Origin of the sequence: Arthrobacter sp. NPDC056886 (assembly GCF_042788715.1) — a bacterium.
In the GTDB taxonomy this organism is placed as follows: domain Bacteria; phylum Actinomycetota; class Actinomycetes; order Actinomycetales; family Micrococcaceae; genus Arthrobacter.
The window spans coordinates 74,535-98,796 of sequence record NZ_JBHUBT010000014.1 but is presented as its reverse complement, the minus strand read 5'-3'; the positions used below and the strand labels follow the sequence as shown (position 1 = coordinate 98,796).

The 24,262-nt window shown below is 59.2% G+C and carries 15 protein-coding genes; 8 read left to right on the top strand and 7 right to left on the bottom strand.

Going from position 1 to position 24,262, the window contains the following annotated elements:
* Positions 1-10: 10 nt before the first annotated feature.
* The 4 genes from ACFRJ8_RS21030 to ACFRJ8_RS21015 form a co-directional block, all read right to left on the bottom strand.
* Positions 11-1,510, bottom strand: a complete 1,500-nt coding sequence (locus ACFRJ8_RS21030) for an AAA family ATPase (protein WP_377988308.1) — start codon at positions 1,508-1,510, stop codon at positions 11-13.
* 604 nt (positions 1,511-2,114) lie between these two features.
* Positions 2,115-2,267, bottom strand: coding sequence for a DUF3427 domain-containing protein (locus tag ACFRJ8_RS21025; protein WP_377988307.1), 153 nt, complete (start codon positions 2,265-2,267; stop codon positions 2,115-2,117).
* Complete coding sequence (locus ACFRJ8_RS21020; RefSeq protein ID WP_377988306.1) at positions 2,215-3,513, bottom strand: helicase-related protein; 1,299 nt, start codon at positions 3,511-3,513, stop codon at positions 2,215-2,217. Before ACFRJ8_RS21020 ends, ACFRJ8_RS21025 begins: the two co-directional genes overlap by 53 nt.
* Before the next feature lie 176 nt (positions 3,514-3,689).
* Entirely contained in the window at positions 3,690-4,775 is a 1,086-nt protein-coding gene (locus tag ACFRJ8_RS21015; RefSeq protein ID WP_377988305.1) for a DNA cytosine methyltransferase, read from the bottom strand.
* Positions 4,776-4,880: 105 nt separating this feature from the next.
* Between ACFRJ8_RS21015 and ACFRJ8_RS21010 the strand changes: the two genes are divergently transcribed.
* The 6 genes from ACFRJ8_RS21010 to drmB all read left to right on the top strand — a co-directional run bounded on the left by ACFRJ8_RS21010 (position 4,881) and on the right by drmB (position 18,036).
* Complete coding sequence (locus tag ACFRJ8_RS21010; RefSeq protein ID WP_377988304.1) at positions 4,881-5,825, top strand: NgoMIV family type II restriction endonuclease; 945 nt, start codon at positions 4,881-4,883, stop codon at positions 5,823-5,825.
* Between the two features lie 91 nt (positions 5,826-5,916).
* A complete protein-coding gene (locus ACFRJ8_RS21005; protein ID WP_377988303.1) occupies positions 5,917-6,165 on the top strand; it encodes a DNA cytosine methyltransferase in 249 nt (82 codons plus the stop codon).
* A 116-nt stretch (positions 6,166-6,281) separates the two neighbouring features.
* The gene (locus ACFRJ8_RS21000) at positions 6,282-10,934 is read left to right on the top strand and encodes a DEAD/DEAH box helicase (RefSeq protein ID WP_377988302.1); all 4,653 of its coding nucleotides are present in this window, start codon (positions 6,282-6,284) and stop codon (positions 10,932-10,934) included.
* Positions 10,934-12,739, top strand: a complete 1,806-nt coding sequence (locus tag ACFRJ8_RS20995) for a UvrD-helicase domain-containing protein (protein ID WP_377988301.1) — start codon at positions 10,934-10,936, stop codon at positions 12,737-12,739. The genes ACFRJ8_RS21000 and ACFRJ8_RS20995 overlap by 1 nt, the downstream gene beginning before the upstream one ends.
* Before the next feature lie 10 nt (positions 12,740-12,749).
* Entirely contained in the window at positions 12,750-15,950 is a 3,201-nt protein-coding gene (locus ACFRJ8_RS20990) for a helicase-related protein (RefSeq protein ID WP_377988300.1), read from the top strand.
* Positions 15,943-18,036: a DrmB family protein gene (gene drmB, locus ACFRJ8_RS20985; RefSeq protein WP_377988299.1), complete on the top strand. Its 2,094-nt coding sequence runs from the start codon at positions 15,943-15,945 to the stop codon at positions 18,034-18,036. The genes ACFRJ8_RS20990 and drmB overlap by 8 nt, the downstream gene beginning before the upstream one ends.
* 47 nt (positions 18,037-18,083) lie before the next feature.
* On the opposite strand, the gene ACFRJ8_RS20980 is transcribed toward drmB, so the two are convergent.
* The 3 genes from ACFRJ8_RS20980 to ACFRJ8_RS20970 are packed head-to-tail and all read right to left on the bottom strand — an operon-like array spanning position 18,084 to position 21,880.
* Positions 18,084-19,079 (bottom strand): protein NO VEIN domain-containing protein, encoded by a 996-nt coding sequence (locus ACFRJ8_RS20980; RefSeq protein WP_377988298.1) that lies wholly within the window; start codon positions 19,077-19,079, stop codon positions 18,084-18,086.
* Between the two features lie 43 nt (positions 19,080-19,122).
* Positions 19,123-21,423, bottom strand: a complete 2,301-nt coding sequence (locus ACFRJ8_RS20975; protein ID WP_377988297.1) for a 3'-5' exonuclease — start codon at positions 21,421-21,423, stop codon at positions 19,123-19,125.
* Between the two features lies 1 nt (position 21,424).
* Positions 21,425-21,880 (bottom strand): hypothetical protein, encoded by a 456-nt coding sequence (locus ACFRJ8_RS20970; RefSeq protein WP_377988296.1) that lies wholly within the window; start codon positions 21,878-21,880, stop codon positions 21,425-21,427.
* Positions 21,881-22,245: 365 nt separating this feature from the next.
* On the opposite strand from ACFRJ8_RS20970, the gene ACFRJ8_RS20965 reads away from it, so the two are divergent.
* Positions 22,246-23,196: a hypothetical protein gene (locus tag ACFRJ8_RS20965; protein ID WP_377988295.1), complete on the top strand. Its 951-nt coding sequence runs from the start codon at positions 22,246-22,248 to the stop codon at positions 23,194-23,196.
* Positions 23,193-23,639 (top strand): hypothetical protein, encoded by a 447-nt coding sequence (locus tag ACFRJ8_RS20960; protein WP_377988294.1) that lies wholly within the window; start codon positions 23,193-23,195, stop codon positions 23,637-23,639. Before ACFRJ8_RS20965 ends, ACFRJ8_RS20960 begins: the two co-directional genes overlap by 4 nt.
* The last annotated feature ends 623 nt before the right edge of the window (positions 23,640-24,262 follow it).

The following is a 24,262-nucleotide window of genomic DNA, read 5'->3' as shown; positions in this document are numbered from 1 at the left end:
GGGACTATAGTCAACAGGACGCATCATTATGCTTCTTTCTGGACAAATCTCCAACTACTCGCAGGCTTTGAATTATTACCCGAGCAGGGTCTTCCTCTGCCATTTCTGCTCCCAGCTTCTCGATGTGATGAAGCTCCGTCCAAAACTTGTCCGTGTCGGCCAAACCGTCGGCGGCCATCTGTAATACTTGTAAGATGCACTCCTTGACGTAAAGATTATTGGCCGTGGGCAAGCCAAACATTTCGGCAAGTAAAAGATCACTCGATTCTCCCGCCACCTCCCCGGTGGAAGGAAGATCACGCCGATCGAGGCCTACAACCGTGGCCCTTGATGGAAGCTCTGAAATTACCAGTGGGGAATGAGTCGCGATTACAAAATGGCAGCCGCGGTACATGGCAAAAGCGCGAAGTATCAGACTAATGTAGTCCATCTGCCATTCCGGATGCAGACTGAGTTCAGGTTCATCTATGAGAACTAAAGCATCATTTTCTATCACTGATGCCAAAGCTATTAGCGATCCGACCAAACTGAGTTCCCCGGAGCTGGAGTTTTTCAAGTCGCGAGGGCCGTGTCCCCTGAAGATTTCAATTGCAGATAACTGCAGAAAACCGGCTCGACGCAGTATTTGTAACTTCCTGAAATCAGAATCGAACCGGGCGCCAGTCTCAAATCGAGTTTCAGACCGAATTTTTCGCATGTCACGATATTCAAGGGCCAGAGCTAGAAGTTCGTTCAATTCGCCGTCTGCTAAGTCGTGTGAGTCTGCCGTTTCGACAGTGCGGTGATACGTTCGCGTATCATGTATTACCCCATCAATCAGCACGCTTTTGTTTTCTGCAACTGCTTGTTCCACTCGTGCAGAAATTTTTGCTGTATAAACAACAGCAAGTCTAGGCTCTAGTCCGAGGAAGGCAAAGATCTCTTGAATGATCTCATAGCGCATCCAGCCTTCTTCGCCCTGTTCAAAAAGAGCATTTAGTGAGCGATACATTAGGTTCTCGATTGATGCCCTACCCGATCTATCACGAAGCCCCAAATAGTGATATGAAGACTGCTCGGAGGATGGCCTCTTTATCGTTTGAGATTTCTCGAGTGGAAACTTATCAAACGGACTATTTGTAAGAGCAACCACACAGGAGGGGCGCGGAAGGTTTTCCAGTGCAACGTTGGCGTGATCGACGTAAAAGCGCACTCCACTTGCATTTGATTGAATGACACAATGGTGATTATTGTACAGATATTCAATTCGACTCACGGGGTAAGGCTTAAGTGATTTCGACTTCCCACGGGCTAGCTCTTCAAGTCTCAGAAATGCTTCGGCTATAGATCTCAAGAGCAGAGACTTGCCTGTGCCATTTTTTCCAATAACTCCGGTAATCGAGCCCGTAACATCATCTGGATGGGGTTGCGCTGCAAAAGATATACCGTCTCGCAAGATTTTTGCAGGGTCCACCTCGTCCCCAGTGTCGTGCTGGTCCACTAAGTTAACCGACAGAAGCTTAAATACCATTTGGTTATTCCTTGATGTTCAGTTCTTGAAAGTTCAGTGTACCTGCAGCTATACCGGTTATGGTTAGTGTAAGCATTGATACTCAGCCCGCTGCATAGGTCCTGAGTATCCGAGGCAAAACGAGAATGTTCGAAGATCGGATGAGGCGCGACCTTGGACTATGCCATACGGCGGAATCGGCTGCATTCGAAGGCGCATGTTCATCGTCGTCGTATTCCCCGTCATGTCCTGTAGCAACCACGCCCGCCACTAGGTTGGAGCTGAAGGGCGCCTCGAAGTCAGTTGGATGAGAAGTCGGCGTGATTTTCTTCGTGGCTTTTGTCAAGGACACGGCAAGTGCAGAATCCACAACGTTGTCCTCAGACGTACATTTGATTGACAGTGTGCCACCGCAGTAGCGACCGAAAACACATCCGCCGGTATCGGCCGGTGCAGCTGCCAGGTGATGGCAATGGGCTTCTCCCCCGTGTGCTGCACATAGTCCACCTGGCCGAGACACGTGAACGGGACAGTAAGTCCAGTCTCGTCTTCTGCTGTATCGCGCGTGAAAATCAGGATCTTCGTACCGTGCGAAGTCCTGTCCAGATACCGCTTATCCGTCGGGCTACCCGGTCAAGTCGCCGTTCTGCGACACCCAGCGGAAGAGCTCCGGACTGATGGCGTAGTCCTTGTACATAGTCGTGGCCGAGTGCTTTTTGTCGTCCTTATTGAGCGTGACGAAGAAGGCGTCCGTGGCCGTCGCGGGACACCAGGCCACACCCTCGCGGTGCTGAAAGTTCTTGCCGAGCTCCAGCGAACCGTAATGCAGCGCCCCAAGGATCTACTCGCGCCCGTAGGTCGAATGCGAGAGCAGCGGAACATGCTGCAGCCCCGCACTCAAACCCTTGGCGGCGTGCCTCGAGGCGGCCACCCTGAGCTTCACAAGCTGGCGGATCTCGCTGCAGACAAACTCGTAGCCGCGCAGATAGTCGAGCCCGGCGGCGTAAGACTGGAACCCGCCGCCGTCGTCCCCACAGCGTGCAGAAGAGCATGCGGGCGGGCGTCTGTTCCCACATGCCGAGGTCCGCGTAGCGGGGCGCGTCGGCGCCGACGAGCATCGAGTAGGCCTCGGCACGTTCCGGATCGTCCACATGGATCAGCGCTGCCATCCTGCCCAGCAGCTTCTTCTCATCGGCGTCAGAGAGCTCCCGGATCCTCCCGCGGAGGACCGTCTCCAACGGCGAGAACCCTTCGATCAATTGAGCCTGGCGGAGGTAGCCGGTCCACGAATCCTTGGTCGAACGGTAGATCGACTTCACGTCGTTCCCGGACCGCTCCAGATAAGCCGCGAGCTCGGTCTCCGCATACGAGGCGATGTCCCGCATCAGCTGCTCCCGGTTGAACCGCAGCTGCGCCTTGATGTTGTCCAGCACGACTTTCTGCTCCACCCGGTCAAGCACGATCTGCGAGCCCGACGGCAGGTACGGGAACTCATCCTCGACAGCCTTTTCCAGCTCCTTGCGCCCATAGCCGGTGACCGCCCGGTAGCGCAGATCGAAGCGGAACTCGCGGCGCTGCTGGCCAATGAAGTCCATGACGGTCAGCACGGCCTTGCCCTCGGCACGGCGCAGCCCGCGTCCCAGCTGCTGGAGGAAGATCGTGGCGCTCTGGGTGGGCCGGAGCAAGAGGATGGTGTCCACTTGCAGCAGGTCCAGGCCTTCGTTGAAAAGGTCGACGGCGAAGATACAGTTGATCTCCCGTGTGCGGAGCCGATCCAGCGCCGCCGCGCGGTCGGCGTCGTCGGTTCCGCCGTCGACTGCAACGGAGGCGATGCCGGCGCGGTTGAACACCTCGGCCTTGTAGTGGGCATGCTGGACCGAGACACAGAAGCCGATGGCCCGCATCTGGTCGGTGCTGGTGACCTTGTCGCGAAGTTCGCGGATCACCTTGGCGGCGCGGGCATCGTTGCCCGTGTAGAGGCTGTCCAGCTGCGCGGTGTCGAAGTTGCCGCGCTTCCACCCCAACTGGCTCTGGTCGACGTCGTCGGAGATACCGAAGAGGAACGGCTCGGGGGCCGAATTCGCCGAACATCCTTCAGAGTTGGCCTAGCACCGACCCGATGTTCTAGGACAAGGCTTTGCCGTGAAAGCAAAAAGCCGTTCTGATGAGATCAGAACGGCCTTTCGTGCATTATATATGGTTAGGCGACAGCATCCAGTTCCTGGGCAACAAGAGCTGCGTGCAGATGCCGGGCTATCGCCTGAGCCAACGCGGTTGGAACAGCATTGCCTATCTGCCGAGCGATTTCGATTTTCGAACCCTCAAAGATGAAGTCATCAGGGAAGCCTTGCAGACGGGCTGCTTCACGGTGTGTGATCGGCCTATGAGCCTCGGGGTGCAGGTAGCGCCCTTTCTCCGGCTTGAAAAACTCCGTGCGGATTGTCGGCGAGGGACGTTCCCACCACAGCCGGCCCATGACATCTGTCGTTCCGGTGGGCTTCTCGGCCCAGCAACGGGGCAGAAGGTCGGGACGATTGCGCGCGAGATCGAACCTGTTTCCACCCTCAGGAATGGCCATGTACCGTTCTAAGCTGGTTGGCCTTGGATTCCTCTTCAAGTGAAGTTCTTGTCGATCCCCGCCCACGCCTTGGACTACTTCGGGTTCCGTTTCAGTCGGGTACTTGGGCAGATCACCAATCGCGTTCCGAACGGTCTCGTATGGCGTACCGCTGGCGGCGTTAGGACCGTGCGTGACGGGCGGCGGCCACTCGACTTCCTCGGCGTCGCGGACGGCCATGAAGATGCCACGGATGCGGCGCTGTGGAGCGCCGTACTCAGCGGCATTCAGCGGGCCGTGGGCGAAGGCGTATTTCTTCAGTACGGGGTCAGTCTCCATGGCCTCCAAGAGGGCGTGAAACTGCGCTGACTTCTGAAATTCCGGCACGTTCTCGATGATGAATGCCGCGGGTTGAACTTGGCGGACAGCCCGAAGGTACTGCTGCCAGAGCTCGTTAAGTTCGGCGCGTGAGACGTCGTCCCGGTCGCGGCCCAGCGGTGAGAATCCCTGGCATGGAGGGCCTCCGATGATGACGTCCGCCTCGGGGAACGTCTCCACGTCCGTGACGGAACCGGTCTCAACCTCACCGCCGAAGTGTCGCTCGTATGTCCTGGCGGCGGCGGGGTCGATCTCTACAGCGAGTATCGGCCTGAAGCCGAGCTCTGCCTGCTCGAAGCCGAGAGAAAGTCCTCCGGCGCCTGCGAATAAGTCAATTGTGCGTATGTCCATGATGCCCTTCCGGTTGCAATCTTATCCTTCCGGCGAGCCCTGACATTTTTCCCGAGGGAGGTGTGTCGATCCCGGGTGGGCCGTCTTTAATGAAAGTCTCAGTCTATGCCTGCACCTTTCGCCGCCAGTCTGGGCGGTTACCGCGCCGATAGTGGAAACCCGAACACGTCAGACAACGGGGACGACGGCTCCAAGGAACTGGGTCGGGCGTTGCTCGAAGAGATGGGTGTCCCCGAAGGGCAGGAGGGTCCAGCGAATCCTGGGTCCTACCTAGAGCAGGCGATCGTGGATCATTTGCAGCCGTTGCGGCCGGACCTCACTATTCGGCGTTCACGGTCAGCCATCGAGTTCGAACAGTATGCTCACCTGCGCGTGTTTCCTGAGTTTCGAAAAGGCCACGTCGGAACCGCGCGCCAGCTAGGGCACCTGCGGAAGCTCGCTGACTCCTTGCCGCCGTCGGCGACGGCGTTGAGGCTGCAGGCAGCACTAGCGACCACTGCCGCGGAGTTCGCGTTGCAGGACGAGATGAGCGAACGGCTGAAGTCATACATGCCGGAAGAATCTCTGCTGAAGTTGGACATTACCTGCGGCTCAGAGCGAGAGGGCATGGAGCCACTTCTCCATCTTGGGCTGTCGTCAAAGTGGACGTTGCGAACTGACAGGGCACAGGACTGTTTCTCACAGGGCTCAAAGCTGGCCTCTCAGCGCCGGGGACCGATGCCGCACTATGCAGTAATCACGATGGAGCCGCGCCCTGCCATGCTCAAAATCCTGGCGGATGGTTCAGGCGCCGTCGACTACGTATATCACGTCGATCTTCCTGCCCTCACAAGGGCCGTTGAGAAGATCCGCTCGGGCAAGAAAGGGGTGTGGAACCCCGGAATTACATTTGAACGACTTCTCAATCAGGGAAGGATTCGAGATTACGACGACCTGGTATGGGCTGTACAATCCATTCCGGTCGGCGCCAAATCACGGGTGCCAGAAGGCGCCGTCAACGCGGTAGCACACAAAGCAGAGAGCGGCCCGGCGGACCTAGCCCTGTTTTGACAGTGAGGAAGGCAGCAGCGACAAAGTGGCTTGTTCGTCCCCAGAGTGGTCACTGCCTCGGCGCTGGCTTTTCGCATGAGCAGGACTGGGTTTGCTTCGGGGCTCCGTACTCAAGCGCGGCTCCTTTGGTGCGGACCCATTTTCTTCAAGCCCACAGGGCCGCTACGCCCACCCGGCGGAAGACTATGCGGTCACCCATATAGAAGCGGCCAAGCTGCACGCGTACCCTGACTTCGTATGTGGCTCGAGCCCAAAAATGGCCATCGTCAAGCAAATCGGCAACGCGGTTCCGACGGCTCTAGTAAGCGCCGTGGCAGCCCACCTGGTGCAACATTTGTAGAACACTTCGTTTCGCAGACCGAGCTTCACAGAAATGTCGCCTCTCAATGGTAAATATTGTCGTGAAGACTTCGGCGGGGGCCGAGAGCACTTATCTCGATTTGGGGGACGGAACCGATGATGGTTCAGGAATCATGGGCGGGGACGGCTTCGCCGCTCAGCCAGTTTGTTGCAGGAGAATCTGAGAGCGCGCTCAGCGCATATCGGGCCCGCCCGGACCTCATACGCGAACACAGCAACATCGAGGCAGCCATCTCGCAGGGTGGTTACGGCCGAAAGCAACTCAACGAGCTAGTGCAGAACGCCTCCGACGCCATCAAGGAGCCAGGCGGTCGAATCAAGGTTGTTCTAACCCGCGACGCACTTTACTGCGCAAACGAAGGGCAGCCGTTCACTGAGGCTGGGTTCCGCACACTCATGCTGTCTCACTCGTCCGAGAAGAGGGAAGATGAGATCGGCCGGTTCGGACTGGGATTCAAATCCGTTATCCAGGTAACCAACAACCCCCAAATCTTCAGCAGGAGCGGGTCTGTCTCTTGGAGTCAAGAACACAGCCGCGACTCTCTTCAGAAGCTTTACCCCGGGCTGGAAACCTACCCCATTCTGCGTGTCGCATCGCCAGTGGACGCATCCCTTGAGGGGGCCGTGGACCCCGTACTTGCAGACCTGATGCAATGGGCCACAACCGTCGTAAAGCTGCCGCTGGCAGGGAGCGTCAGTTGGCTTTCTGAAGAAATGAGGAAATTCCCTCAAGAATTCCTGCTGTTCTCCAGCAAGATCGGCTCGTTGGAATTCGATGACCACGTTCAGAGTTCTACAGTGGTCTGGACTGCCACCAGGGACGATGACAAAGTCGTCCTCAGCGACGGTAGCAAGAGCGAAGAATGGCTCGTTTTCCACCATCAGCATCAGGTCAGCGTGCAGGCCGCCGTCGAAGCTGGCTCGATCGTTGCGCGCCAGCACGTGGACGTTACCTGGGCGGTACCAATCACGAGCAACCAGCGTGCAAAACTCGGCCGTTTTTGGAACTACTTCCCCACCCAGCACGAGACGTCGCTGCGCGGCATTGTGAACGCCGCCTTCAAGATGAACGAAGACCGTCACAGCATGCTCCAGACTCGCTACAACGAGGAGATCCTGACCAGGGCACTCCCCCGGATGGTTGCAGGCGCCCTCGCCCGGCTGAGCTCGGAAGATGACCCAGGACTGTTCTTGGATATTCTTCCCTCTCGCGCAAGAGAGTCCAGCTCCTGGGCCGACGGAGTCATCAACAAACCGATATACGCTATGTTGCCGTTCGTTCCCTGTCTGCCTGACCGTTCAGGAACCCTTCGGCTGCCCAGCGAGATCAAAGTCCAGCCCAGCTTGGAAGAAGCCACGCGTCTCACCGCCCTATGGGAGTCCTGGATCCCCCTCGACCGGCCGTGGTTGCACGCGGCAGCCCTTCGCGGCCGCGAGCCCCAGGTCATGCGAATCCTGGGAGAGGCCAACCTGAAGCGCGCCTCAGTCGAAGAATGGCTGGAAGAAGTGGCGGCTGGAGGCGAACTTCAAGATTTCGAGAATGCGCTGCAACTGGCGGCCCTGATCGACAAGTCATACATCGAGTACCAGCACGCGATGCGGCGGAGCCGCATCGTCCTTATGGCTGACGGCAGTACTCAACCGCCAATCACCTCCAGGGTATTTCTCCCGATGAGCGCGGACGACGATTCAGCCAGCGTTGTTTCTTACGACTTGCTGCACCACGGAAAAGCCAACAGCTATCTTCGGGACCTCGACCTTCAGGCCCAGGACGGCCGAGGGGCCTTCAGCCGAATATCTAGCCAAGTCGCGCAGGACTACGACGACAAAGATCTGGCCGAATCGCTCTGGAGGCTTACTCGCTCGCTTCCCGTACCCGAGGCCCTCTCGGTCTTGAACGATCGGACCGAGCCAGCCAAACTTCTGGTCAGATGCCGCGATACTAAGTGGCGTCGATTGGGTGACGTTTGGCTGCCAGGGCCTTTGATGCCGGCCACCAGCATCGGCGACGAGCACCTGCTTGTCAATGACCAGTTCCATGGCAATGATTTGGCACTCCTGAAGAATCTCGGGGCCCGCATATCTCTAGGTGAAGCCAAGATGACAAAAGTTGGCGCAACCTACAACTTTTGGAAGTCGGGCGAAGCGAACCGAATCTCGTCGGAGTCTCGCACGGGTCCGGCGCCCATTTCTGAGGCGGCCATCCGCTTCAGCCAGGCTCTCGCCACCGATGGACTTCATCTGCTGGTCGATGCGTCGGCAACTACGCGCGCCAAAGTCACCAGGACGCTATTGAGCCGCCCTCAGTACCCGTCGAAGGTCGAATTCAGTAGCTCATACAGAGCCAGTGAAAACATCGACGGGCCTGATCTGTGGTGGGTCAAGAATCACGGAGTTCTCGAGACATCGCTCGGTTTGGTGGACACAAAGCAGTGTGTCGGAGCCATCGACGGAATTCCGACTGACTATTTGCCTTACCCCGGACAAGAAGAAGCCGCAGCCCTGCGTTTGCCCACAGACGTGCGGCAGGTCCACTGGAACTTCGTCCTTTCCATCGCCGAGCTCAAGCTTTCGATGAGGCAACTTCATGAGCTTTACGGATCCTTGGCCGCACTTGGTGTTAAGGCGCCCAAAGAGCTGCTGGTTCCGCTTAGCGGGGGCCGAAAGACCCGTTACCTGAATTCGGAAGTGGTGTTGGCTCCCGACCCCGCGAGCCGGGACTACCTCGTCGACTGCGCGGACGTACCGGCTCTGTACACGGGGCACCCAGATCTCGACCTTGCTCTCGCCGAGAAATGGGGTCTCGAGCCCAAGCCCGTGGAATTTCATGTCTCAGCTGCTCCCGTGCCGATTGACGGGGAAAGTCCACAAAGTATCAAGACCCTGTATCCGTTCCTGAAGCGTGCCGCCGGTGAAGTCGCAGTTCAAACGCTCTGCGTTCCTTGCGTTTCTGTCGACGAGGTCCGGACCAATAGCTTCGATTCGCGGTCCGAGGCGACACCGAAAGCGTCGATTCTCCAGGATGGTGTGCTGTACTACCGAGCGCCTCAGAGCGAGCAAGCCCTTCTGACGACCATTCTGGGCGCATTCGGAAGCAACCGGCCTGCATCCCAGGTGACGCAGGCGATGAAGCAACTCAAGAAGGACGAAGAGGCCCAAGCTCGGATCAGACGCGTCAGCAAGCAAAAGACAGATGCAGGTAAGGTCGCCGAACTGGTCGGTCGCGACACCCTTCGGAAGCTGATTCCCGACGCGGTTATGAAGATGCTGGACGCACGAGACCTGGAGCTCACCGACGAACGGCTGTTCGAGATCGTCAGCAATTTGCACGGCAGCAGCCTGCTCAAAGTACTCAAGCCCGCCCTGTCCGAAGCAGGCATCGAAACCCCCGATCAATTCCGCGGCGGACGTACGGCCCAGGAGTTTGTTAAAGAGCTCGGCTTCTCCCCCGCAATGGCTGGCGAATCGATCAAGAAAAAACCGGAACGCGAGGAATTTGTTGGACCGGTTGGCCTGAATCCGCTGCACCAATATCAGGAAACCACCAGCAAGAAGATCTGCGATCTCCTCGCCGGTCGCACAAAGCACAGCCGGGGCCTGGTTCAATTGCCCACGGGTGCCGGCAAGACACGCGTGGCCGTCGAATCGGTCATTCGGGACATCGCATCGTCGACCAAGGACGACCACCGGCTCATCGTTTGGATCGCGCAATCCGAAGAACTCTGCGAGCAAGCCATCGAAACGTGGACCTATGTATGGCAGGCTGCCGGCTGCCCAGGCGAACGAATGGCCGTGAGCAGGCTATGGGGTGGAAACAGTGCTGTTCGTGAAGAAACCAAGCTTCACCTCGTGGTTGCGACGATCCAGACCCTCGCCAGCATTCAACAAAACAGGCGGCAGATGTACGACTGGATGTCGAACCCAGACCTGGTCATTATTGACGAAGCGCACGGGGCGACTGCGACCTCGTACACGCCAGTTCTGTCATGGTTTGGTCGTTCGTTCACTGAGAAGTCCCGGTCGCTGCTTGGTCTCTCGGCCACACCGTATCGGGGCACGAACGACAAGGAGACTGAGCGCCTGGTTGCGCGCTTCGGCAAGAATCTAATTGAACCTGCTGAGTTCAGCGCTGAAAATGCACACGAGTACCTGCAGGAAATAAAGGTCTTGGCAAGGGTGAACCACGAAGAGCTGAAGGGTATCGAGCTCAAGCTCAAGGACATGCGCTCTGCGACCGACGTGGATTCCCAAAGTGCCATGCTTGAGGCCCGCATCGACCTCCAGCAGGTAGCGGACAGCACACAGCGTAACGAAGCGATCCTGGATCACATCGCGGCCTCAGAAACGAATGGGCCGACTCTGGTTTTTGCTGCTTCTGTGGAGCATGCAGAGGCCCTTGCGGCTGTGCTTACAGTCGAAGGAATTCCAGCGGCCGCCATCTCGGGAAAGACCGACCTAGGCCACCGGCGTTCAATAATCGAGGACTTCCGCAATGGAAAAATCCGTGTGCTGACCAACTTCGACGTGCTTACCCAGGGCTTTGACGCACCCAAGGTTGATGCCGTGTACGTCTGCCGCCCGACGTTCTCTCCCAATAAATACATACAGATGATCGGTCGAGGCCTCCGAGGACCGCTCAACGGGGGAAGCGAAGAGGTCTTGATCGTCAACGTCAAGGACAATTTGGACCAGCACGGCCACAAGCTGGCGTTCACCCAGCTCGACTACCTGTGGAAGGACGATGCGTAGTGCTCGCTGAGATTGAACTCGACGAAAGTCAGCGAGCGGTTGCGGAAGCTGCGCCGGATGCGCGGATGTTCGTCACGGCCGCGGCAGGCCAAGGTAAGACTGAGGTCCTTCTGGCTCGGGTAAAGACCTTAGTGGAAGATGGGCTCAACCCCGCCGACGAAATTCTCGTGCTCAGCTTTTCCAGGGCCGCAGTCGAGGCTGTCAGGAAACGCGCACGGATCCATAACCTCGATGGACTTCAAATCCGCACGTTCGACTCCTTTGCGTCACAGATTCTGATCGACATGGACGAGGAGACTCTGGGCGACAGCTTTGACGCCCGGATTCGAAAAGCCACGAAATACATCGCGGGAGAGGAGACGCCCGGGCGGATCACCTACCTGAAGCACATCCTGGTCGATGAGGCTCAGGACTTGGTAGGAGATCGGGCGGAGCTCGTCCTGGCGTTGTTCTCCGTCATCGGCGACGACCTCGGCTTCACAGTGCTCGGCGACCCCTTGCAAGGCATCTACGACTTTCAGTTGGAAGAATCCACGTCGAAATTGACGGCGGCGGATCTCATCGGGAGCCTCATCAGTGAGTTTGGTGCGGAACACCAGACACTGGCGAAACACTATAGGGCCATGACCGAGCGCACACGGGAGCTCATCTCCGTTGGTGAAGAGATCCGGAGCCTCGGCGCTCTCGAAGGCTCCGTTTGCGAGTCGGCACACAGTCTGCTCGACGACTTCCGCAAGGAGGTCTCCAGCACGTCCGTGCTGAGTGAGTCTGGGGCTCTCAGCCCGAATACCGGCGACACGACGGCTCTCCTCTGTTCGACCAATTACGAGGTCCTCATCGCGAGTGAACTCTTATGGCACAGCGGATACCCACACCTGATCCGGCGTAAGGCACAGGACATGAGTGTGGCGCCCTGGGTTCACCAGGTCTTTAGGGATCTCGAGGACAGGACGTACGACGCCGATCAGATCAAGTCCCGCCTGCTCCAGCTCTTCGGCGAGTCAGCAGCCGACCGCTGGCTGGCCCTCAAGACCGCAGAGGGAAACTTCCCCGCCTATGACTCGCTGAACGTTCCCCAGCTCAGCCAACGGTTGCGCAGCAGGTCCATCCCGCTGACGCTAACCGTAGAGGACTTCGCTCCTCTGGTAGTTTCCACGGTGCACCGGTCAAAAGGCCTCGAGTTTACGAATGTCCTCTACCTACAACCGGAGTTCGGATCTCCTGCAGCCGAGCAGAACGCAGCTACTCTGAGGCAGAAGTACGTTGCCTTGAGCCGTGCCCGCGAACAAATCGTCTCCACCAAGCTGCCCAAAAAGTTCCTCAAGCACGCCGACGGGTCCCAGGGGCGATGGCTGGAGAAGGCTTACGGGAAATATGGTCAGTACACGGCACGAATGGAGTTCCTGAACTCAGACATAGACGATGCCGCGCCGTACTGCCCCGCCGATGGAGAGACCCTGGCCGTTCAGGAAAACCTTGTCCTGGGCGACCTTCTGGGTGAAGTAGTGTCCGGCTGCATTGAATCCCAACCGGAGCCGGGTGAAGTTCCCCGCTACGTGCTCAGTACAAACGACGGCCGGGTGCTCGGCAGAACCAGTCAATCTTTCGCGTTCGCGCTGAAGAAGAATTTCGGCTTCAGGGGAAACCGCGGCCAAGAGTGGCCCACCGCCTTTACCGGCGCCCGCGTCACATCAATCGAGTGCTCCACGGGCCATCCAGAGGAGACGAAGCTCGCGGGGCTCGGTTCCTCCGGTATGTGGCTGGTACCCCGGCTAACCGGACTGATCAGCCGGATCAAGGATTAGGAGAATGACAGTGTCGACCCTAGACAGCAAATACGCATTCCGCCGCGAAATGGTGGACCGCCTTGTCACGGACCTCTACGGGCCTGGCGCTTCCGACGAGCTCATCACCGAGCGCCCTCTTGAGCGCTATGTCACAGGAGTGCTCTGGCCAGCGGCAGACGACACATACGCAGAGGCACCCGATGAGCCGGAATCCGTAGCTGCCGCCTCCGGCGAGGCCTCCGTCGACAGCCCGGTCGCCAACGCACGGCTGACTTATCCGAGCAGTGTGGGCTTGACCGTTTCCGTTGACACTACGCTGGCTACTGGTCTGATCGTCTCCCCAACCGCGTCCAGATATGCCCCAATCACCACCGTCCGGGAGAGCGGTAGCAAGCGCCGCGACGTTTACGACTGGCAGCGTCAGCCAGCGGAACTCCACGACACCGTGATCGACCTGGCTTCAGCTGGGCCCCAGCGGCATCTGCTGGAGGGCGGGGCCCTGGAGCTGTACGCCTTGGTACGCACTCCCGAAGACGCCGTCGTCACGGTGACCGTGGTGCTGCGGAACACGCAGCCCAAGCCTGACCCCGCATCAGACAAAGACGTGGCGTGCTGGTTCCAGGCTGGCCTTTCCGTTCACACCGAGAAACCCGCTCTTGTGGATCGTTCGAAGCTGCGTAGCAGCGTTCCGCCGGACCCCGACCTGGCGTCTTCCGAACTCCTCTACCGAAACCACATGGTCTTCGGCGCCGGGCATGGCTCCGCAGTAGAAGTGGACGCGTCCGACGTCGATGGCCGGCTTTGTCGGCGAGTAACGACGACGTTTGTTCCCCGGCAGGATGTGCACCGGTCCATGGCTGGCGTCAGCGACGCTAACCTGTCCCTGTCGTTCTTGGGTTCGGCAACGCGGGATGACGTCGTCGCTCAGCTGAACCTGCTCGCTCAGGACTACTCATCGTGGATCACGGCATCCAGTGACTCGATGACGGCAGACGGCCAGGCACATGTCCCGCAGCACTTGCGGGGTGTCGCGGCCGAGCATATGCAGCAGGCGGGGACGGCCCACAACCGAATCAAGGCGGGCATCCAGCTGCTGGTCAACGACGAGGAGGCCTTTGAGGCATTTCAGCTGGCGAATCAGGCCATGCACATGCAGCGTTCGCGCCAGGATTGGGTGCGCATGGGAGGCAAGGGGGAGTTCGTACTTGGCGCCCAGGCGTGGCGCCCCTTCCAAATTGCATTCATCCTCATCAATCTGCCGTCAGTGACCGACGATCAGCACTCAGAACGCGATGTTGCAGATCTCCTCTGGTTCCCCACTGGCGGAGGAAAGACTGAAGCCTATCTCGGGCTTGTCGCCTACCTTCTGATACTGCGGCGGCTGAGAAACACGCGTGTCCGGGGCGTGGCCGTGATAATGCGCTATACCCTCCGGCTTCTGACCATCCAGCAATTTGAGCGTGCTGCCATGCTCATTTGTTCCCTGGAATCTGTGCGGCTGGAGAACCAGGACCGGGTCGGCGGAGCACCGTTCGGCATCGGACTCTGGGTAGGCGGAGGGGCTACGCCCAACGACATCGCAACTGCCCGAACGAACCTAGGTAAGCTTCGGAACAACCAGGAAGTAGTCGAAGGAAACCCGAAGCAGATTGAGGCTTGCCCTTGGTGCGGCACTCGGCTCACAGTCGACGACTATCGGATCGTCAAGGTGCCCTCTGACCGGATGCTTGTGAGCTGCTCCAACAAGGCGTGCGAGTTTTCGAACGGCCTACCCGTTCACATCATCGACTCGGATGTCTACCGGGAGCGTCCAGAACTCGTGATCGGGACCGTGGACAAGTTCGCCGGTATGCCATGGCGAGGAGAGATCGCGACCCTATTCGGACGTATCTCTTCTGCCGACCGGGGCCCGGACCTCATCATTCAGGACGAACTCCACCTCATTTCAGGTCCACTTGGTTCAACCGTTGGCCTCTTTGAAACAGCAGTCGACTTGGCAGCGAGCGGGATTGGACGTGAAGATGGCTACGCCAGTCGGAAGCCCAAAATCGTTGCCTCGACAGCAACGATCCGACGAGCCAAGGATCAAATCCGATCCGTCTTCAACCGTGACTCCAGTCTGTTTCCGCCGCCCGGGCTTGACCCGGACGATTCATTCTTCGCCAAGAAGGCCCCAGCTGACGGCCTCGGTACCCGCCAATACGTCGGGGTCCTCGCCTCCGGCACCAGCCATGCCACGCTCATGGTGCGCACCTACGCATCGCTGCTGCACTCAGCAACCGTCATCGAACATGCCGCCGCTGAGGACCGTGACCCCTATTGGACGCTGATCGGATATTTCAACAGTCTCCGTGTCCTCGGCTCTGCCTACCTTCAGGTATACGACGACGTCCGTGCCCGGCTTAATCTGTTGGCCAAACGAGAAGGTCGGCTCGGGGCGCGAGGTATCCAGCTGAGTGAACTAACAAGCCGGGTGGAGAACCATAAGATTCCGGAGGCTCTCAAGTCCCTGGAGAAGAGCCTGGGGAGTGGACTCACCCCCGAGGACGTGGTTCTGGCCACCAATATGATCTCTGTGGGCCTGGACGTTGACCGTCTTGGATTGATGGCCGTCATGGGTCAGCCGCAGTCCAGTGCCGAGTACATCCAGGCCACCAGCCGGGTAGGGCGCGTGCACCCGGGCCTTGTCGTGACGATCTTCAATGCGGCCCGCACGAGGGACCGGTCGCATTACGAATCGTTCAACGACTTTCATGGTGCATTGTACCGTGCGGTGGAAGCCACGAGTGCGACGCCGTTCGCGGCCCGGTCGCGCGACCGCGGACTTCACGCCACGCTCGTCTCTGCGCTGCGGATGCTCATCCCCGAGTTGCGGAGCACTGCTGGCCACGTCCGAGACGAATCCCCGGCAGTCGATGAAGTCGTGTCGTGGATAGGCAAACGAGTCGCATCCGTCGACTCGGAGGAGGCCCCCGCAACTCGCGAGGAGCTCGAGCGGCTGCTAAACATCTGGCGGAAGGCTGCCCTGGCCGACGCTGACCTTCCCTACGGAGGGAAGCGAAATTCACCACGTTCGCTCCTCATCGATTCCAGCAAGGCCCTCGAAGATCCCGACTTCGTCTATAGCACCAGCAGCATTCCCTGGCCCACACCTCGAAGCATGCGCGATGTAGACGCCGAAACGACCCTCAGCCCGGCCCCCCTTAGGAAGGATGCCTCACTTGGCTAAGAAGACATACGCCGCCCGGCGCAGCCAACTGATATCCACGTTCGGAGTCGGAAGCCTGTTCCCAGCCGAGAATAACAGCTTCATGATCACGAGCATCGATCAGTGGGACAAGAAGCATCTGAAGCCGGTCAGCGAGCCACGTCTGGCCCGAAGTCTGAGGGTTTCACAGCTACTGCTGCCCCCGGCTGGCGCACGCGGGAAGATTCCCGTGATCCGTTTCCCGGAAATGCTTGTTTGTCCCAACTGCAATCGGATCGGAAAAGTCAAACAGCTGCAGGCAACGTACGAGGACCCGAAGTGCGGATTGTGCAAGTCACTGGCCCCGGTTACGCCATCGCGTTTCGTCATTGCGTGCGAAGACGGCCATATCGATGATTTTCCCTACGCTTACTGGGTCCACGGCTACACGCCAAACGACCACACCGAACATCTGCTGAGTCTCGCTTCCGAGGGTCGAACCTCATCGCTAGCCGACATGGTGGTTCGGTGCTCGTGCGGGAAATCTCGGAATATGGCTGACGCGTTTAACTCCATCGCCTTGAAGGAAATGAAATGTCAGGGCCACCGTCCGTGGCTCGGTTGGGGCTATCGGGAACGCGAATGTGGCAAAGCTCCGAAAACGGTTCAACGCGGTGCGTCAAATGTTTGGTTCCCGGTGGTTAGGTCTGCGATCTCCATCCCGCCCTACTCGGAGTTTCTTGCCAAGGTAGTGACGTCAAAGGCGCCCCAGCTCAGTCAGCCTCAGGCGCTAGAGCCCGGATCCATGTGGGTTCTGGAGGGCGTGGTCCAGGAATTTGACGGCCGCTTCTCCGTTGACGAACTTCGCGCCGAGATGAAGCGCCAATTCCGCGGTAATGAGGAAATTGAACTGTCCGAGGAGCAGCTCCGAGAGCAAGAGTTCCTCGCGCTGATGAACGGTCGCCGTGACAGTCCGGACACCGACTTTGTGGCTGAGAAAGTGGCCGTACCAGATGTCCACCAACACTGGATCAAGGCCGCACGAAAGGTGACCCGTCTCCGGGAAGTCAGGGCGCTCTACGGTTTCAGTCGCTTGCACCCCAGGAGTGAAGACAAGCCTGATGCCAGGCTGTCGCCACTATCCCCTGACGACAATCGTCAGAACTGGCTGCCCGCAATCGAGACGCTGGGTGAGGGACTCTTTGTGGCTCTGGATCGATCGCAGGTCGAAGCGTGGGCTGAAACGGACTTCGCAGCCGGCAGGGAGAAAACGCTCCGATTGAACGCGAAACGTGCCGCGGAGCAGCGTGGCCTGGATCCGGTACCTGTCAGCATCGTGGAGACTCTGATCCACACGCTCTCCCATATCATCATCGACCAGCTCTCGCTGGATGCAGGCTACCCAGCGTCGTCTATTCGGGAACGGCTCTACGTAGGTTCGGATCAAGTCGGGGTTCTTTTGTATACGGCGTCGTCTGACTCTGCGGGTAGCCTGGGCGGCATCGCCGCACACGCGAGCCCGAAGCGTCTCGGGCCCGCCCTAAACGAGGGCCTGTTCCGCATGTCCTGGTGTTCAGCGGATCCTGTTTGCATTGAATCCCGCGGCTCGGGAACCGACGCACGGAATCTTGCCGCTTGCCACTGCTGCGTCCTAGTCCCCGAAACGAGCTGCGAGCTGTTCAACTCTAATCTCGACCGAGGGTCACTGTTTGGCGTTCCCGGGCAGATCGGTCTTGGATTCACAGAATGGGCAGCGCTAAACCCCATCTTGACTTCTGGTAGCGAGAGGCCGGCCAGCGTCGCAACTGTGTCTCAGGGCGAGGACATCCCCGTCAGCGTGCGCCAGGGCCCCTGGCTGACAGTCTTCGCGGAATCTGGGCCCGAACTTCAGGAGCTAATTCCCGAGCTGGTTGAGGTCGACGTCGACCTAGGGGACTGGGGTGCCGACATCGGCCCCGACAACCAGTGGCAGGTTGACCTCTCCTGGGCGGGCGCGCGCGTGGCAGTGCTAGTAGAGCGCGATGACGAACGTGACGACTGGCTCGCGGAGCAGGGCTGGACGATTTATCACACCCAGGACTTTGCGCCCGCTGACCTCGCAGACAAACTGGCAGACAAGGTCTACTGACGTTTGGGTGGGGACGGAATTCCAGCCCGTTCCCGCCCAACGCCCGGCTAGTCCAGGAAGTATTCGTAGCTCAGCGGCTTGAGGTTTTCCGGCGAGGGCCGCCAATCCGGGTAGACGCTCATCGTCCCGGCGTCGGTGGCGATGGAACCATCGAGGTGGCGCTCCCACTGAATATCCGCCACCACAACCAGGTCCGTTGGGCCATGGTCGTTCGCGTGTGTCACCTCGTTGCGCGTCAGGATGACTTTCTGGACGTATCCCTGAGAGCCCTTCACTTCGATGTGACGCTCTTCGTCACCGCGTTTTGCCAGCAAATCGTAGGACCGGTAGGCACCGACGTCTTCGACGACGTACCCGGCTCCTTCGTAGTGAACAATCGCCTGCAGGACGGCCTGCATCTCGATGGACTTCTTCAGTATCGGGTCAGCACAGAAGCCCGCGTAGCGCTGCTTGATGCCGTTCTGTCCCCCGACGGGCGGCGCAATGAGTGGCGTGTCGAATCCGCCCCAGTCGCTCTCAGGGAGCAGATCGGGCACGGCATCGATAACCTGGCGGGGCATCTTGAACAAGTAGCCCTCATTGGGCTTGAGTCCGACCGTGGGATGCCTGTTGAAGGGGAAGTATCCGTTCTGCTTCGGCCTGTGCCCCAGCTCCTGAGTAAGACGCCCAAGAATACCGAGAATATCTTCCTGGTGGTTCGTCCGAAGCTCTGGTAGCAAATAGGGCTCCCGCAGAGCCTTGTATTCTGTCAGCGGGATCCTGTTCGCGGGCTTTCCTTCCCAGGTGGCCGCGTTCGGTTGTAGTTCGCCGGCAACTCTAGAGGCGCCATAAACCCCAGGTTTCAAGCGTTTGGGGTTCTTCTTACTGACCCAGTGCAGAACGATGTCTCCCACGCGCACGTCGTGCATGCGGTCGTGACGGCTCTCCTCTGGTGCGACTAGTTCTTTCCCAAATTTCTCAACGTGAACCACTTCCATCCAGTAACGCTGCGAGGCGTCGCCGTCCCACCAGCGCGCCTTTTTCCCAACGGTGCTAACCGCCATTACTCCCCCAAATGCTTGTGACCGAAATTGCTAATTATTGAACCTACTTTGTCGCAAGCAGCTCCGACGGTTTTCCGCTCCACGACACGACGAGCCCGTCCCGCGCTCGGGTTGCCGCAACGTACAAAAGGGAACGTTCCCGGAATATGGCATCAGCCTGCTCAGCTGGCGCCAGGTCCTTGATCTGGTAGGAAGCGGGCAGCGTTTGGTCCGAAACTCCGAAAAGAACAACCCGGGTGAACTCCATCCCCTTCGACCGGTGCATTGTCATCACCGACGGCACGCCAAGGACCGTCACCGCACCCGCCGTCCTGGCTTCGAGATCGCGTTCGTTCAGCCCGTTGATGACTTTGCCGATTTGAAAATTGGAGCGGACCAGGATGCCTACGGTATCCATCGGCACCCCCTCTTCTTTCCACTTCCGCAGATAATCAGCAAGGTTGTCCAGTTCCTCAGCGATCGAGGCGGAAGCTATTTCTTCCGGCCGCGGCCCTACCCGCGAAGAGGTGTAGCCATTAATTGACTCCTGATCGCCTTCAATATCCGTCACCGGAGCACCGCTCAGAAGTCCGACGGCGTACGCCAGGTTCTGCTGGGTGGTGCGGTAATTGAGAGTCAACCGGCGTGATCGGCCGACGATGCCAATTCCGAAACGGGACAACGGGACTTTCTGGCCATATATGCGCTGATGCGAATCCTCTGCGATGAAAAGGTCATCCGGTCCCCGCTGGACCAGCTCCCGGAGGAAGAGCCAGTGGCCGGCATGCAAGTCCTGGGCTTCATCGATCAGTACATGATCAACGAGACGAGCTCCGCTGGCCGCTGCACGCTGGCGAAGCACCAGAGTAGCGAGGTGCGCCAGCTCCACGTACGAAGCATGCATTTCGATCCGGTTGTAATACCGGTAGGCTTCCACGACTTTCCAGACTGCAAGCCGTTTCGCCCGGTTCAGGGCTGTGCCCCGCCCGGCGCGGGGCACCTTCAGGTACTCGTCCTTGCCGCTGATGAAGTTGGGCAGGATCACCGTTTCGTACTCCTGCTGCAGGAATGTCGGATTCGCGAGCTCGAGTTCCAGCTGATGATCGACGTCGGCCAGTGCTGACTCCCACTGCTGACGGGCACTATCCGCGTCCAGAAGCTTCCCCGGTGCAGAGACCTCCAGCCCGAAAAGATCCTTCATGGCGCGGCGCTGCTCGATTTCCTGAGCACCGCGAAACACCCTGTTGACGAGTGAATCCACACCGGAAATATAGATGCCGGTTTCTCCTGGCTTTGCCGCCAGCGGAACATCGGCGTCCAGCTTCGACAAGCCGTTTTCCAGTGAGTCAGCAAGCGTCGTTGTGTAGGTAGTCAGAACAATTCGCGACGCCGGTTCAGCTGCCGCCAGCATCCGCACGCGGTGGAGAAGGACCACGGTCTTGCCCGTCCCAGCCCCACCGGAGAGACGGAAGGCGCCGTTGTAACGGCGTTCCGAATAGACTCGCTGTTCCGGATGAAGGAACGTACGCCAAGAATCGAAGTCTCCACCTTCGATGACCTTTTTGAGCTCGTCAGAGTTGTCGCCCACGAACGTGAATTGCATCTTCGTGGCGGGATGCTCCAGTGACTTCCGGATCTTCTCCTCTTCTGTCGCCTGCGGGTCGTCTACGTAGCGGCTCAGCGCGAGTTTGTCCCGGACTTCCTGGATAGAGGTGCCGGCAGCCAGCTCAAGGAGCGCAGTCGCCTGCCACTCCGGCGCGTCGTCCAAGACGTCCAAGAGTTCTTCGTCCGAGGACGCGGCGAATGCCCTGCCCACAAGATCCGCGGCGAGGCCAAGGTCTGAAATCAATTCGGCCGGATCCATGCCGCAACCCAGAAGAGGGTTGATCCAGGCTTCGAGGGTCTCCTCCTGAAGCGAGGCGCGCTCCTGCTCATCCGGCACCTGAGGCTCGACGTCGAGCTCCGGCGTCGGGGCATCAGGAACAACCGGCGCAACAGGGGGAACGGGCGGGACAGGAGGCTGCTCACCGTCGGGCGTGGAGGCCCGGATGACCTCCAGGACGCCGTTGACTGAGTTCACCTGAAGCACGCTGGAGCGGGCGATGTCGATCGCCTCGTCGTGCGGCCATGCGCCGTAATAGAAGTAGTGCGGGATGGTGTCGAAGGCGACCTTAAAGAGCACGGCCCGGTAGTTCAGGTCGATTCGGCCCGTCCGCACGCGGGGGTCCGCGGGCGTATGCATGGGTTCGATGTGGAGCCCGGGCGCGGTGTCGTCCTTCTGGAGCTTCTCGAAGAAGGAGTACACCTTGTTCTTCATGGTGCCGTCGATCTTGTCCTTTTGCTTGATCCATGTCACCAGCGCCATATCAAGCTCCCTTCGTCTTCAGCAGTTCGCGAATATCGTCAACGTCCGTTCCCACGGCGGCCCAGCCAGCGGCCTCAAGTTCAGTGCGCCCGTCGTCACCGTCCAGCACGACGGCGATCCGGTAGTCGGGCCATGCGATCGAGACCGGCAGGCCGTCCACCTCGAAGCCAAGTTCGGGCAGGACTCTAATGTCCGCATTGGCAATAGCCAGGAGAAGAGTCTTGTCGAACTCGGTGGCCTGTTCCAGCAGCTCGTGCCAGGCAGGGTTGAGCCCATCTGACAGCTCCAGCCGCGCAGCCTCTTCCTCGACCGATCCACCGGCGCTGAACGTAGAAATCACCGACCCGATCATCAGACCGATCGGCTTGAACGCCAACAGGTTAGAGAGCAGCAGCCATTCGCGCCAGATGCTTCGCGTGCGGGCGAGCCGACCGCTTCCACCCGGTCGTCCAGACACAGCCCGGCGGCGATCGTGGACAGGCTCTTGGTGTGACGAGCCAGTCCTCGTCCCGGACACGGACCACCGAACTCGGCGCAACGGTTGGCTCAGTTTCGGTGGATCTCCTGATAGTCAAGTGACGCTCCTGTATCCGGTTATTCCCCCCGCGCGCCCGCAGCAGCCTGGCTCAGCTTAACGCAGCTTCCCTGAGGAAATCGGCAATGACGCCGTGTCTGCCAGGACAGCCGCATCTCCGCAAGTTCGTTACTCAGCCGGGCAAGACGACGACTCAGACGACCGAATCGGTCAATTCACGGGCATCTAAGCTTAGGATTAGCTTCACCCAGAGGCATCACGCTTCTTGCCTATGACCGGAGGAATGCATGGTCGCCCCGCTCGTTGTCCCTCTTCTGATTGTGGTTGCCGGAGGCCTCGTTGCAGGTGGTAAGGGCGTGATGGACAATCTTCAGGCCCGATCGATAGCCGCAGACGCGAAGGGACGCCACGATGTGGCAGTCAGCGATCTTAATGCTGTACAGAGCGTCACGCAGGAGATCGTCGAGGAGTACGGGCGAAGCCAGTTGCGCGCGCAGCGGGATACCATCGGCCGCTTCGCCGATTGGCTGGAGAACCACTCTCACCTCGTGGACCGTCTTGACCGCCGAATCGTCGACGGTGTAGAGGTCCAGGTGCCGTCGATCCCGAAGCTGAAGTTCGACGTCGAGCAGGCGAGGATCGGGCTCGCCGGGGGTTTCGGTGCTCTCGGTGCAGCCGCAAGCGCACAAGGAGCTGCTCTCTGGGGTGTTAGCACCTTCGCGGCCGCCAGCACAGGCACGGCCATTTCCGGGCTCTCCGGAGTAGCTGCAACCAATGCCACTCTGGCTTGGCTGGGCGGCGGCACCCTTGCAGCGGGCGGGGGCGGCATGGCCGCCGGCGCCGTGGTACTCAACATGATCATGTTTGCGCCAGGTGTCCTCATCGCCGGTCTCACGGTCGGAGTGCTGGGAGCCGTGGAAAAGACCAAGGCCGTGAAGTATGCCTCGGAGATCAACGTCTCCATCGAGCACATGGAGACAGCCGGCGAGCGACTCCTGGCGGTCAGGACGCGCATAACCGAACTCCGCACGGTCCTGTCGCGCCTCGTCTCACGTGGGGAGGAAGCGCTTGACGAGCTCGGCCGCCAAGATTTTGACCCCGACGAACACGGTCGGCTGTTCCTGAACGCCTACCAGCTCATCACCGCGATTGCCGAGGTAATCGATACCCCTGTCACCGATCCCGAAACCGGCGACCCGACCGACATTTCCGTCAAGATCGTGGAGAAATACTCATGACCAGCTCTAAGCGCATCCGGGACATCACGTCACTTGGCAAGGACGCACCAGATTGGCTCGGCGTTTCGGGCAACCACCTCTACCTTGGACAGCTCGCCACGCAAGTCATTACCGCAATCGACACATGGGTCAAGGTAGTGCAGGGGGAGACTACAAGAAGGGTTGAGATCCGCGCCTGGGAGGCGACGCAGCGAGAGAGCATAATCGCTCAGCGGGATGTCCTCATCAAAGGACTCGACCTCACTTTCGACGAACGCAGGGAGACTTTCCGACGACTCTTCGACTCTCTCGACGACGCAATGAAAGCGGAGGACGCTCAAATCGCGTCCGACGTGCTCGAGAAGATCGCCGAGTTGGCAAAGTCCAGCCCGTTCAAGGAATTGGGAAATGTTCAGTTTGTCGTCGACGAACTCAAGAAGGGCGAAAGAACCTGGACGGTGTAGCTTGGCGAACACCTTGGCGCCAGCTCCCGAGGTTCCTTCGCGCCCAGAGTTGAGACTAAGTCCCAAGGCGAAGCCTCACTTCATTCCTGAGCGCCACAAAACCGGACTCGTGTTTTGGAGAAGTTCCAAGACCGCAAGTTACCGGAAGTAATCTACCTCCCTGCGGGGCGAATGGTCGCGCTGGCATGCGTCTTCAGCGTTACGGCCGCCTATTCAACAGCAGAGACCGCCTAAACAGTTGTTTGCCTGTCGAGCGCTCGTAGTTGCTCATCAGCGCCGAATAGCGAGGGTCAAAGTCGAGGGTCGGTTACCTAAATCGAATGAGTAGCGCGGATGGTCAGCGGACGAGCTCGGACGGCGGACGCCGCAGCCCAAACTCCGCCAGGAGCCCCCTCGGCGGTGGAAATTCCTCATCATGGTCGACCGCTTGGTGCATAAAGTAGGCACGCGTATGCGTAAGCAGATGATCCCCAGGCGCCCGCTTATCAGGAATAGGTCAACTGGCCGACTCATCCGGAAAATCGCAGCGTATCAACGCTAGGCAACCTAAAATACCACCGCGAAATATCCGGGAGTCGAGTCTGATGCGCCATGCTGAAATGCACTCTACCTGAGCAGAGTCT

Bases quoted from the DNA above. Each gene is read 5' to 3' on its own strand.
- ACFRJ8_RS21030 (WP_377988308.1), bottom strand. From the start codon at position 1,510: ATGGTATTTAAGCTTCTGTCGGTTAACTTAGTGGACCAGCACGACACT.
- ACFRJ8_RS21015 (WP_377988305.1), bottom strand. From the start codon at position 4,775: ATGGACATACGCACAATTGACTTATTCGCAGGCGCCGGAGGACTTTCT.
- ACFRJ8_RS21010 (WP_377988304.1), top strand. From the start codon at position 4,881: ATGCCTGCACCTTTCGCCGCCAGTCTGGGCGGTTACCGCGCCGATAGT.
- ACFRJ8_RS21000 (WP_377988302.1), top strand. From the start codon at position 6,282: ATGATGGTTCAGGAATCATGGGCGGGGACGGCTTCGCCGCTCAGCCAG.
- ACFRJ8_RS20980 (WP_377988298.1), bottom strand. From the start codon at position 19,079: ATGGCGGTTAGCACCGTTGGGAAAAAGGCGCGCTGGTGGGACGGCGAC.
- ACFRJ8_RS20975 (WP_377988297.1), bottom strand. From the start codon at position 21,423: ATGGCGCTGGTGACATGGATCAAGCAAAAGGACAAGATCGACGGCACC.
- ACFRJ8_RS20965 (WP_377988295.1), top strand. From the start codon at position 22,246: ATGGTCGCCCCGCTCGTTGTCCCTCTTCTGATTGTGGTTGCCGGAGGC.
- ACFRJ8_RS20960 (WP_377988294.1), top strand. From the start codon at position 23,193: ATGACCAGCTCTAAGCGCATCCGGGACATCACGTCACTTGGCAAGGAC.